11 protein-coding genes and 1 pseudogene are annotated in these 11,529 nt (G+C 69.2%); all 12 read left to right on the top strand.

Annotated features, from left to right (window positions below; translation table 11 throughout):
* Window positions 1-537, top strand: a 537-nt coding sequence (locus ACFHVL_RS29855; protein ID WP_416631872.1) for a hypothetical protein, incomplete at its 5' end; no start/stop codon positions are given.
* A gap of 299 nt (window positions 538-836) precedes the next feature.
* The gene (locus ACFHVL_RS29860; protein WP_416631873.1) at window positions 837-1,025 is read left to right on the top strand and encodes a hypothetical protein; all 189 of its coding nucleotides are present in this window, start codon (window positions 837-839) and stop codon (window positions 1,023-1,025) included.
* A gap of 227 nt (window positions 1,026-1,252) precedes the next feature.
* Window positions 1,253-4,405 carry an AAA family ATPase gene (locus tag ACFHVL_RS29865; RefSeq protein ID WP_416631875.1) on the top strand — a complete coding sequence of 1,051 codons (3,153 nt, stop codon included), beginning with the start codon at window positions 1,253-1,255 and terminating at the stop codon, window positions 4,403-4,405.
* A gap of 360 nt (window positions 4,406-4,765) precedes the next feature.
* Window positions 4,766-6,283, top strand: a complete 1,518-nt coding sequence (locus ACFHVL_RS29870; RefSeq protein ID WP_416631876.1) for a DUF4157 domain-containing protein — start codon at window positions 4,766-4,768, stop codon at window positions 6,281-6,283.
* A 198-nt stretch (window positions 6,284-6,481) separates the two neighbouring features.
* The gene (locus tag ACFHVL_RS29875; RefSeq protein ID WP_416556322.1) at window positions 6,482-7,075 is read left to right on the top strand and encodes a DUF4255 domain-containing protein; all 594 of its coding nucleotides are present in this window, start codon (window positions 6,482-6,484) and stop codon (window positions 7,073-7,075) included.
* A 19-nt stretch (window positions 7,076-7,094) separates the two neighbouring features.
* Window positions 7,095-8,378, top strand: a complete 1,284-nt coding sequence (locus tag ACFHVL_RS29880) for a phage tail sheath family protein (protein WP_416631877.1) — start codon at window positions 7,095-7,097, stop codon at window positions 8,376-8,378.
* 19 nt (window positions 8,379-8,397) lie between these two features.
* The gene (locus tag ACFHVL_RS29885) at window positions 8,398-9,558 is read left to right on the top strand and encodes a phage tail sheath family protein (RefSeq protein ID WP_416631878.1); all 1,161 of its coding nucleotides are present in this window, start codon (window positions 8,398-8,400) and stop codon (window positions 9,556-9,558) included.
* Window positions 9,559-9,603: 45 nt separating this feature from the next.
* Window positions 9,604-10,041, top strand: a complete 438-nt coding sequence (locus ACFHVL_RS29890; RefSeq protein WP_123602846.1) for a phage tail protein — start codon at window positions 9,604-9,606, stop codon at window positions 10,039-10,041.
* The gene (locus ACFHVL_RS29895; RefSeq protein WP_199757664.1) at window positions 10,032-10,418 is read left to right on the top strand and encodes a hypothetical protein; all 387 of its coding nucleotides are present in this window, start codon (window positions 10,032-10,034) and stop codon (window positions 10,416-10,418) included. Before ACFHVL_RS29890 ends, ACFHVL_RS29895 begins: the two co-directional genes overlap by 10 nt.
* On the top strand, window positions 10,415-10,588 hold the full coding sequence (locus ACFHVL_RS29900; protein WP_199757663.1) for a DUF6760 family protein: 174 nt from the start codon (window positions 10,415-10,417) through the stop codon (window positions 10,586-10,588). The genes ACFHVL_RS29895 and ACFHVL_RS29900 overlap by 4 nt, the downstream gene beginning before the upstream one ends.
* Entirely contained in the window at window positions 10,585-11,127 is a 543-nt protein-coding gene (locus ACFHVL_RS29905) for a phage tail protein (protein WP_278170487.1), read from the top strand. Before ACFHVL_RS29900 ends, ACFHVL_RS29905 begins: the two co-directional genes overlap by 4 nt.
* A 13-nt stretch (window positions 11,128-11,140) precedes the next feature.
* Window positions 11,141-11,529 (top strand): annotated as a pseudogene (locus tag ACFHVL_RS29910) (hypothetical protein); the annotation flags it as partial.

The following is an 11,529-nucleotide window of genomic DNA, read 5'->3' on the forward strand; positions in this document are numbered from 1 at the left end:
TCGCCGCGTGACGCCGCCACCCGCGAAACCCCAGCCCACACCCATGATCCACTTACGTTAAGTGGCATTGGATCGACTTGCGGCCTTGACATCCAGCTGATTGATTGCCGCATGAGCCTGAGTGACGCCGATCCCCTGTTGGTGGCTGCCCGCCTGGTGCTGACTTTCTGCGGCCTCCTTTTGATCGTTCTCGGTGTCCACACCGCCGTGACGCGTCGATCACCCCTGTCCCGGCTTCGCTTCGTTCGACCGACGATGAGCCAGCGGTCTCTGCCGGTCCGCAACGGTGGGTGCCAAGCGTTGCTCGGCGCGGGTCTGCTCATCCAGCAAGTCCCGTTTCTTGTCCCGGTGCCGCATTGGCTCGGAACGGCCCTGTTCGCGGTGGCGCTGCTCGTCGTCTTCGCCGCATTGGGATGGTTCATCCTGGTTCGGCGGCAGCGGTCGTCGGGGACGGTGTCGAGGCCAGGCTCCTGTCGGCTACCGGACGCCGTCTCTGGGGAGGCGACACGTTTTCATCGTGATCCCGTTGCGGGATAAGAATCCCCCTGGGGGATCACGCTGGAACAGAAACCGGTGTCGCCTGGCGGTGGGGCTCAATGGCATCGCCGCCCGCCGGCCCGACGCGGTGCCGCCGCTGTTGGTGGCCGATACCGCCGCCGGTTGGATGCTGATGGCGGACGCGGGGGGAGACGCGGCGGTTGCCCGATCGGCGGCTCGCCACGCTGCCGGACGCGGACGCACGGATGTTCCTCGACGGCCGGCCATAGGCCCCAGCTTGCGGGGGGTCGACAAGGGCAGGACCGGGGCGGGGCGTACGGACGGATCTCGTCGCACAGATGGGTGTCGGGGACACGGCAGCTGCCGACATCGCCGGCAGGTTCGACGCGCCGGTCCGGTTCGCCGGACTGGAGTTGGGCACGCAACTCGGAACGGAGATCATGCCGGTGCCGAGCTGGCGGGAGCTCGCAAATCTGGTGGGGCGTACCCAGGCGCTGGTGAGTCAGATGGGGCGACGGGCGCGTTGACCGCCGGCCTGCGGGTGCCGGGACAGTCCGCATCTCTTCGTCACCGCGGATTTAAGGGCCGAAAGGATCACCCGTCACGTCGATGCGGAGGCATTCTGTCGGGGCCGACCGACGACCCGGGTGTCGTGGCCGAGTGGCCAGTCGACGACAGAAGTGGTGACCAGTCGGACCATCGTGGAGTAGCGTAACGCCCGTATGTCCTGATTGCTACGGCGCCCGGGGACGACGTGCGGCAACCTGACGGCGAGCGCCGCTCGGTGCCCGCGCGGGCGGTGGCCGGCCGGGCCGTCGCGGTACGAGAAGGAGACGTCGTGCAGGTGAGGCTCTTCGACGAGCTCTCGATCCTCCGACGTGGCCAACCGCTGAGCATCCCGCCGGGCAAGGCTCTCGAACTGTTCGGCTACCTGCTCGTTCACCGGGACCGGACCCATGCCCGCGAATCCATCTCGGAACTACTCTGGCCGGGGGCCGAGCCCGGTGCCGCCCGCAAGTACCTGCGGCAGGCTCTCTGGCGACTCAACACGAGCATGCAGGAGCAGTCGAACGATCGGCGGCTGGCGAGCAATCTCGTCGTCATCGACCCCGGCTGGGTACGGATCAATCCGGCGGCTTCCTGCTGGTTGGATGTGGACGCTTTCGAGCAGAGCTACGCGGCGGTTCGGGACGTTCCCGGCGAAGCACTCTCCGACGAGCAGACGCAGGCGGTGGAGCATGCGCTGAAGCTCTACCGTGGAGATCTTCTCGCCACCTGGCACCACGACTGGTGCGGTGCCGAGCGGGACCGGCTACGCGATACCTACCTGGTGATGCAGGAACAGCTCGTGGGCTACTGCGTGGCGCGTGGACTTTATGCCCGGGGCGTGAGCCTCGGTCAGGCCGTGCTGCGCCAGGACGTGGCCCGGGAGCGGATCCACCGCCAGCTGATGCGGCTGCACTACGCCGCAGGCGACCGGATCGCCGCGCTGCGCCAGTACGATCTGTGCGCGTCGGTGGTGGACGAGGAGTTCGGGGTACCCCCGTCGGCGGACACCACGCTCCTCTACGAGCACATCCGGGCCGACCGGGCGGTGGACGTCGGACCGGAGAGCAGCCGACCGCCGTTGACCGTTCACGCGACCACGATCGCGCCGGCCGCCGCCGACGGCGATGATGGACCGGTCGGGGACAACCGGGACGAGGTGCGGGTATCGATGGATGGTGCTGGGTACGCCAACTCGACGGAACACCTGCTGGCCGAACTCGCCCGGCTCGACCTGGTGCTGGGTAGGCGGGTCAGGCGGGTCCGGCAGACCCAGAGCGGGCCCGCCGGTGAGCTCTCCGCCGACTACGTCTCCGAAGCCGAGGCCGACAGGCTGCTGGACAATGCGGCCGACCGGGTACCGCCGGGCGACGACGACCCGCAAACCGGTGCCGAGCTGGACGAGCTGTCCCAGCAGATCGCGACGCGGGTGGCGCAGAGCCTGCGGGACGGCGTGGACCTGCGGCTCGTGGCACTGGCCGGTACGTTCGGTCTTGCCCCGTTCGACGTCGAGGTGATCGTGGTCTGCCTCGCGCCCGAGATCGACCGGCGCTACGAGCGGCTGTACGGCTACCTGCACGACGATCTGACCCGTCGGCTGCCGACGGTCGAACTCGTACTCGCGATCCTGTGCGCCGACCGTCGGTCCCGGATGGCCGCACGAGCGCGGCTCGCGCCGTCGGCACCATTGCTCCGGCACCGGCTCGTCACGTCGACCGAGGACCCGACCGCACCGGTGCACTCGCTGCTGGGCAACAACCTCCGGCTGGACCCACGGGTCGTCGGTTTCCTGTTGGAAGACGACGAGCTCGTCGAGCAACTTCGGCCGTACGCCCGGCTTGTCGCACCGACCGCGACCCTCGACGACCTGCACTTCCCGGCAGAGTTCGGGGCGGCACTGGCACTGCTGAGCAAGCACGCCGACGAGCACCTGATTGTCTACTGCCAGGGGCCGTACGGCGTCGGCCGGCGTAGCGTCGCGGCAGCGTGCGCGCGCTACTGGAACGCGCCGCTGCTGAGGGTGTCCGCTGATCTGCTGGCCGACCGCCCGGCCGAGGAGTTCGCCAGCCTGGTCGGCCTGGTCGAGCGGGAAGCCCGGCTGCAGGGCGCGGTGATGTGCTGGACGGACGTGGATCCGTTGCTCGCCGAGCCGGCTCGGCCACGGCTGTCGCTGCTGCTGTCCACTTTGGCGGCGTACCCTGCTCCGGCGTTTCTGGCTGGCGGCGCCACGTGGGAGCCGGTCGACCTGCCGGCGGGCCTGACCTTTGTCCGGCTGGAGTTCCCCGCGCCCGGCTACGCCGAGCGGCTGCGCATCTGGGACGGCGCGTTCGTCGGGCCGGACCGGGAGATGCTGGACCTGGCCGCCGTCGCCGGCAAGTTCCGGCTCACCGGTGGCCAGATTCGCGACGCCGCGGCGACCGCTCACAACCTGGCGTACGCCCGGACGCCCGAGGCACCCGGGATCACCCAGGACGACCTGTACGCGGCCTGCCGCCTGCAGTCCAACCGGAAGTTGGCGGACCTGGCGCAGCGGATCACGCCGCATTACGGCTGGTCGGACATTGTGCTGCCCGCCGACCGGATGCAGCAACTGCGGGAGATCGCCAACCAGCTCCGCTACCGGTCGGTGGTCTACGAGTCCTGGGAGTTCGAGCGCAAGCTGGCCAACGGGCGTGGCCTCGCCGTGCTGTTCGCTGGGCCGTCAGGCACCGGCAAGACCATGGCCGCCGACGTGCTGGCCCACGAACTCGGCCTGGATCTGTACAAGATCGACCTGTCGACGGTGGTGAGCAAGTACATCGGCGAGACGGAGAAGAACCTGTCCCGGATCTTCGCCGAGGCCGCCACCAGCAACGCGGTGCTCTTCTTCGACGAGGCCGACGCGATGTTCGGCAAGCGTTCCCAGGTCCGCGACGCGCATGACCGGTACGCCAACCTGGAGGTCAGCTACCTGTTGCAGCGGATGGAGCAGCACGAGGGAGTGGTCATCCTGGCGACCAACCTGCGGAAGAACCTCGATGACGCGTTCACCCGCCGGCTGCACGCCACCATCGATTTTCCGATCCCAGATGTGGCGGACCGTTGCCGCATCTGGGCGCAGGTCTGGCCCGATCAGGCACCGCTGGACCCGGCAGTCGATTTCGACCTGCTGGCCCGGCAGGTCGATCTGCCCGGCGGGAACATCCGCAACATCGCCCTCGCCAGCGCCTTCCTCGCCGCCGCCGACGGTGGCAAGGTGACCATGGCACATCTGTTGCACGCGACCAGACGTGAGTATCAGAAGATGGGCAAGATCCTGTCGGCGGGGGAATTCGGCGCCGACCTACCCGACGGCAAGGTCGCCGTTGACCGGCGGCGCTGACGAGACAGTGGAGGTTTCGACGTGCAATCGGCACAGCATGACAGCGGTGTGGCGCACCGGACCCCGGTGGTGGCATCCGGGTCCGCGCCGGCTCCGCGTCGAGCCGCCCTGCCTCGCGACACGTTGCAGCGGCGGTACGGCAATCGCGGTGCGCGGGCGATTCTTCAACCGAAACTGAACGTCGGGCCGGTGGACGACCCGTACGAGCGGGAGGCGGACCGGATCTCCCAGCTGGCGTTCGGGTCGTCCGTGCAGCGCGCCCCGGAGGCCATCCGCCGGGTGCACGCGCCGACCGGTGGCGCGGCGGATCCTGACCTCTCACGGGCCGTGGACCGGGCCCGGGGCGGCGGTGGGCGGGCGGTGCCCGGCGGTGTGCGGGAGCGGATGGAGCGGGTGTCGGGGGCGGACTTCAGTGGGGTCCGGGTGCACGTCGGTGCCGAGTCGGACCGGCTGAACGAGACGCTCGGGTCGCGGGCCTTCACCGTCGGCGCCGACGTGTTCGTGCGCCGCAGTGAGTACCGGCCGGGCAGCGCGCGGGGTGATGCGCTGCTGGGGCACGAGTTGACGCACACCGTCCAGCAGGGAGCTGCCGGGCCGTGCGCCACCGGGGCGACGCCCACGGCGGGGCCGGCTGTCGCGCAGCGCAAGTTCGGGTTCGAGTTGGAGCTCCATCATGTGCCGTTGTTCAGCCGGCAGGGCGGGGTGGAGAGCCGGCCCGTGGCGAACGCCACAGCGGTTGCTCGCGGCAGGCGTTTCGAGGCGCATGTCGACCATTCCGCGGGCCTGGACGCCACCGTCGTGCCGGATGCGCTTCGTGGCGCCGGCCAGCCGGCTCCGATCCTTGAGCTCGTGACTGGACCGATGGATGAGTTCAAGGATTCCGAGAGCACGGTACGCGGCGTCATGAACCGGCTCGTGCGGGTGGCGACGCACATCGAGAACCGGGCGCTTACGCCGAACACGAACGTGCCGCTGGACGGTCTCCCCGGCATGACCGCGAACCCGGCCGGCGTGAACTTCGTCGGATACCCGAACGGATCCACCGCCCCGGCGGGCACACTGACGGGTGCGCGCGCGCACGTGCAGGCGACCTACGGCCTGTCGATCACCCAGGTCGGCGACGAATTCGCCGACCGGAGTGCGCAGCCGACGGCCCCCGGGACGGCGCAGAGCAAGGTGAGGCATTCCAAGGTTGCCCTGGGTCTGGCCAACACCCGGGCTGGTGATATCGTTCAATGGATTCGAGGCAACATCGATGAAGACTACAGCGACGCGGCGCTCGCCGAGGCGCGTGGACTGTTCGCCCTCATCATCAACTACTTGATCATCGGTAAAGTGCCCCATTGGGCCAGGTTGCACAAGAACCATGCCGGCATCTTCTTCTACAAGACGAGACTTTCCACGGTCAGAGATCAGATTGTCCGTTCGCATCCCGAGCTTGAAGGGCTCTTTGGCAACGACGAGCTCGTCGACGAACTGCTGCGGCGTGCCGGGCGCGGATATGTGCAACCAGTCTTTCCAAACATGCAGGAGCCGTTGGCCGGTGTCGCCCTGGACTTGATGTGCGGCATGTGGGTCCAGGAGGTCCTCGCTGGAACGGGTGACAAAGTCTTCGACACCTCCGCCAACAGTGGTGCGAACGCTGTCGAGCTGGTCACTCCTCGCGTCGGTCGGGGTGCCAAGCGGGGGACCGGTGTGGTCGTCGAGAACCGGCGGTTCGCCCAGACCGAGGGGCACGCCTACTCGCACACGTACCAGCCCAACGAGTGGGCGGACATGGCGGTCCGGGTCCGCGACAGCCTGCGGGCCAGACAGGGGTACGCGCCGGGGGAGGTCACCAAGGCAGGAGAGATCTTCAGAGGGCTGTTCATCTCGTGACTGTGGCGGTCGGGACGGCCTGAAGTGCATGTGGCGCACATCACAATAGCGTGCGGATTGCCAGGTCAAGGCCTCTTGCCTCGTCGGCCAGGATCATCCAAGGCGGTTCGGTAGACGCCGGCGCAGACGCCCGTGGGACGCCCGTCCGGTAAACCTGTCGACCGGCGCGAAGGACGCAATTGGGGGCGGGACAGGGCTGTGTTTCATGATCTGGACGCGTCACTCGCCGCTCTCGTGCAGGGCGAACTGGCGTTGCCAGGTATCACCGTCAGCTTCGCTACGCCGGACGACCAGTTCCCGCCGTCGGGCGTCACCCTGCCCGCGATCGCGTTCTTCCTCTACGACGTCCGGGAGAACCACGAGCTGCGGACCAACCAGTGGGAGAACACCCGGCAGGAGTCCGGGATGATCACCCGCCGGCGGGTGCCGGCCCGGGTCGACTGCTCCTATCTGGTCACCGCGTGGCCCAACGACAGCGCGCCCAATCCGGCGCAGGACGAGCACCGATTGCTCGGCGACGTACTGCGGGTGCTACTGCGCCACCGGGAGATTCCCGCCGACTACCTGCGGGGCGACCTGGCCGGCCAGCAGCCGCCATTGCGCGCGATGGTCACCGCCGAGAGCCAACTGCAGGGCATCGGCGAGTTCTGGCAGGCCATGGGCGGTCGGCCCAAGGCGGTTCTGCACTACAGCGTCACGCTCAGCGTCGACGTGTTCGAATCCACGCCGGTCGGGCCCGAGGTGACCGGGACGGTCGTCCGGGTCGGCCAGGGCGTGGGCCACGAGTCCTGACGAGGGGGAGTACCCACAGATGCCGCAGTATCTAGCGCCGGGCGTGTACGTCGAGGAGGTCCCCTCGGCGATCAAGCCGATCGCCGGTGTGGGGACCAGTACCGCCGGCTTCGTCGGCGTCGTCACCGACGACGTCACGATGCCGCTGCTGCCCGGTCGCGCCGGCGTGACGGCGGAAGGCGAACCCGTACCGGCCGACTTCCACGTGGTGGCGCCGGCCGGCGAGGCCCAGCTGGTCGACGGCTGGGAGACGTTCAAGAACCTCTTCGGCGACATCCAGCCCGGCAACCACACCCTCGCCCACGCCGTGTACGGCTTCTTCAACAACGGTGGCGGCCGCTGCTGGATCACCCGCGTCGCCGCCGCCACCGCCCCTGCCCCCTCCGCCCTCGCGGATGACGACGCTGCCGATGACGACGATGCCGCCGCCGCTGCCCCCGCTGCCGCCGACACCGCGTCGTCGGACGACGACCTGATCGACGCGTTGGGGACCTTCGCCGCGATCGACGAGATCGCCCTGGTCGCGATCCCCGGCGCGGTGAGCGACGCGGTGCAGACCGCGCTGCTCGACCACTGCGAGAACCAGTACCTGCAGGACCGGTTCGCGATCCTCGACGGTCGGCAGACCACCACGTTGACCAAGGAAGCGATCCAGGGCGACGTCCGGGACAGCAGCTACGGCGCGATCTACTACCCGTGGATCGACGTGGGTACCACCGACGCCGACGGCAACAAGGTGTACCAGCCGCCGAGCGGGCACATCGCCGGGGTGTACGCCCGGGTGGACACCGAACGCGGTGTGCACAAGGCGCCGGCCAACGAGGTGATCCGGGGTGCGCTGGGCGTCGAGGCGCTGGTCAGCAAGCAGCAGCAGGCCGGGCTCAACCCGGACGACATCAATGTGATCCGCAAGTTCGGCGGCAACATCACGATCTGGGGTGCCCGTACCCTCGCCGGCAAGGATCAGGCCGAGTGGCGCTACATCTCATCCCGGCGGCTGTTCAACTTCCTGCGCGAGTCGATCGACGAGGGCACCCAGTGGGTGGTCTTCGAGCCGAACGCACCGGAGCTGTGGTCGAAGATCCGACGCAACGTCGGTGCCTTCCTGACCACCGTGTGGGCCTCTGGCGCGCTGGTGGGCAACACCCCGGAACAGGCGTTCTACGTACGCTGCGACGAGACCGTCAACCCGGCCGCCGTCCGCGACGCCGGCCAGCTGGTGGTCGAGATCGGGGTGGCGATGGTACGCCCGGCCGAGTTCGTGGTGTTCCGGATCAGCCAGTGGGCCGGCGGAATCCAGTAGTGGACAGCCGGACCAGACCGTGACCCAGCAGCTGACACCCGGTGTGCACCGGCAGGACGTGTTCCCGCCGCCGCCACCGACCCAGCTCACCGGGGTGCCCGCTTTCCTCGGTCGGGCCGCCGCCGGCCCGTACACTCCGCAGCGGCTGACCCTGTGGCCGCAGTTCGAGGCGATCTTCGGCGGTGCGACCTCCGGCGACGCCCCGGACGGCTTCCTGGCCGACGCGGTCCGGGGGTTCTTCGACAACGGCGGGACGATGTGTCAAGTGGTCCGGCTGCCCCGGGCGCTGTCGCCCGTCGAGGCGGTGCAGGAGGGCCTGGCGTCGCTGGACGACCTGGACGATGTCGACCTGGTCTGTGTCCCCGACATCGTCGCCGCCGCGCCGTGGCCGGTCGACAAGGATCTCGCCCCGGTCGTGCAGGCACAGCAGGCGATGCTGCGGCACTGCCGGCAGCGCGGTGACCGGTTCGCGCTGCTCGACGGCGTCCCGGCGGTGGACCCGGCGGCAGTCGCCGAGCAGTCCGCCGCGTTGACCGGGGTCGATGGTGCCTTCGGCGCGCTGTACTACCCCTGGCTGGGCGCGTCCGGCGCCGACGGGCGGCTGCGTCACCTGCCGCCGTCCGGGCACGTGGCCGGCGTGTACTCCACCGCCGACCAGCGGGTCGGCGTCCGCAAGGCGCCGGCCAACACGGTGGTCGAGGGCGTCGTCGACCTGCAGGTGCAGCTCACCGCCGCCGAGGTCGGCACGCTCTACGGGCAGCGGGTCAACTGTCTGCGGGCGTTGCCCGGCCGGGGCGTACGGGTCTGGGGTGCGCGTACCCTCGGCGCCGACCCGGCCTGGCGGGACGTGACCGCCCGCCGCCTGGTGAGCACCATCGGCCGGTGGATCGAACAGTTCATGACCGGTCTGGTCCACGAGCCCAACGACATCCGGCTGTGGGTGCGGATCATGCGGGAACTCACCGCGTACCTCGACGGGCTGTTCCAGCGCGGTGCCCTGCAGGGCCGCACGCCCGCGGAGGCGTTCTACGTCAAGTGCGACCACGAGACGAATCCACCCGCGGCCATCGAGGCCGGGGTGGTAGTGACACACATCGGAGTGGCACCGACCGCGCCGGCCGAGTTCATCACCGTTCGCGTCATCCACGGCGCGAGCGGGGTGACGGTCGGCGTGGCGTGACCGGTGCGGACAACAGTCGGTGCGGACAAACAGTGAGGTGCGGTTGTGGACAGACTCGACCCATACTTCGGGTACAACTTCGCGGTGGAGCTCGACGGCATCACCCGGGCCGGTTTCCGGGAGGCTTCCGGGCTGGAGACCAGCCAGAACGCGGCCGAGTACCGGGAGGGTACGGACCGGAACCTGGCGCCGCGCAAGATTCCCGGGCTGAACAGCTACGGTGACATCACGCTCAGCCGTGGCCTCACCAGCGACAGCAAGCTGTGGGAGTGGCGGCAGAAGGTGATGAAGGGCACCGTGGAACGGCACAACGTGTCGATCACCCTGCTCGACCAGCAGGGAAACCCGAAGGTTACCTGGAACCTGTTCGACTGCTGGCCCAAGTCGTGGAGCGGGCCCAGCCTCAGCGCGACCAGCGACGAGATCGCCGTGGAGCAGCTCATCCTCGCCTGTGAACGCATCGAGGTCGACCAGTGGAGCTGACCGGCGTCGCCGAGGCCCGCCGTACCGAGTTCCCGTTCACCCTGCCGCACGGCCTGGTCGCGCCGGACGGCACGGTGCACCGCGAGGGAACCATGCGGATGGCCACCGCGCTCGACGAGATCGAGCCGATCAAGGATCCCCGGGTACGGTCGAACCCGGGCTACCTGGTGATCATCCTGCTGGCCCGGGTGATCACCCGGCTGGGCGGGCTGGAGTACATCAACACCAACGTGGTCGAGAACCTCTACTCCGCCGATCTCGCCTACCTGCAGGACTTCTACCAGCGGATCAACCTCAACGGGCACGCCCGGCTGCAGGTCGACTGCCCACACTGCAGCGGATCGTTCGAAGTGGAGCCGCCCAGCCTGGGGGGATGACGCGCTACTCCCCGGACCGGCTGCACGAGGAAGTAGCGTACCTGGCCTATCACTTTCACTGGCCTTATCACGAGATCATGCAGCTGGACCACCGGGAACGGCAGCGTTGGGTCGCGGAGGTCGCGCGGATCAACGAGCGACTCAATGAACAGGGAGGGGCACGGAGATGATGTCGACCGGGATTCCGCTCGGGCTCAGCTGGGCACCTGCCGCCGTCGGCAACTGGACCGGCCTGCGGCTGCCGGACCCGTTCCAGACCTTCAACTTCGCGGTGGAGATCGAAGGCCTGCTGCTCGCCGGATTCAACGAGGTCAGCGGCCTGGAAAGCCAGATCGAGATGGAGTCCTACCGGGAGGGCGGAGTGAACGGCTTCGTCCACCAACTGCCCGGCGCGGCCACCCCCGCGCACCTGGTGCTGCGGCAGGGGCTGAGCCCACTCAGCGGTCTGTGGGGCTGGTACGACAACACCACCCGGGGCGTCATCCAACGCCGCAGCGGCACGATCGTGCTGCTCGACCGGCGGCAGATCCCGGTGATGTGGTGGAACTTCCGCAACGCGTTGCCGGTGCGCTGGACCGGCCCGACGTTCAGCGCGAGCGGCGACGATGTCGGCTTCGAGTCGCTGGAGCTGGTGCACGAGGGCCTGACCAAGCCGCTGCTGGGCCAGGCCGCTGCGCTGGCGCACGGTGTGGCCGGCATGGTCGGCTGACCGGGAGCCTGGGATGAACGACGACGACACGACCTTCGACCCGGCGCTGGTCCACCGGCTGGCCCGGCCGGCCCGCCGACCCGGCCTGATCGACCTGGGCCAGGCCCGGTCCGCCCTCACCCGCCACCACACCATGCCGGCGGGTCTGCCACTGGCCGAGGTCGCTTCGCGCTACGTCGACCTGGCCACCCAGCAGCACGCCGGGCCGACGACACCCATCGTGTACGCGCAACCGGTACCGCCACCGTCCTCCGGAAGCCCTGACCCGGTCGGTGCTCTGCCGACCAGCCCGCCCGCCGCCCCGGCGAACGCCGGGCCACCTGCCCCGGCGCACCCCGGGCCGGTCGCGGCGGCCCGCCGCCCGGCTGCCGACCCGGCCGGCGGATCGCCGGCCGCCTCGTC

Source organism: Micromonospora sp. LOL_023, from assembly GCF_048060115.1.
GTDB lineage: Bacteria > Actinomycetota > Actinomycetes > Mycobacteriales > Micromonosporaceae > Micromonospora_E.

What these genes read in the sequence shown, in the direction of transcription:
- ACFHVL_RS29905 (WP_278170487.1), top strand. Translation starts at nt 10,585, where the DNA reads ATGATGTCGACCGGGATTCCGCTCGGGCTCAGCTGGGCACCTGCCGCC.
- ACFHVL_RS29900 (WP_199757663.1), top strand. Translation starts at nt 10,415, where the DNA reads ATGACGCGCTACTCCCCGGACCGGCTGCACGAGGAAGTAGCGTACCTG.
- ACFHVL_RS29880 (WP_416631877.1), top strand. Translation starts at nt 7,095, where the DNA reads ATGCCGCAGTATCTAGCGCCGGGCGTGTACGTCGAGGAGGTCCCCTCG.
- ACFHVL_RS29860 (WP_416631873.1), top strand. Translation starts at nt 837, where the DNA reads ATGGGTGTCGGGGACACGGCAGCTGCCGACATCGCCGGCAGGTTCGAC.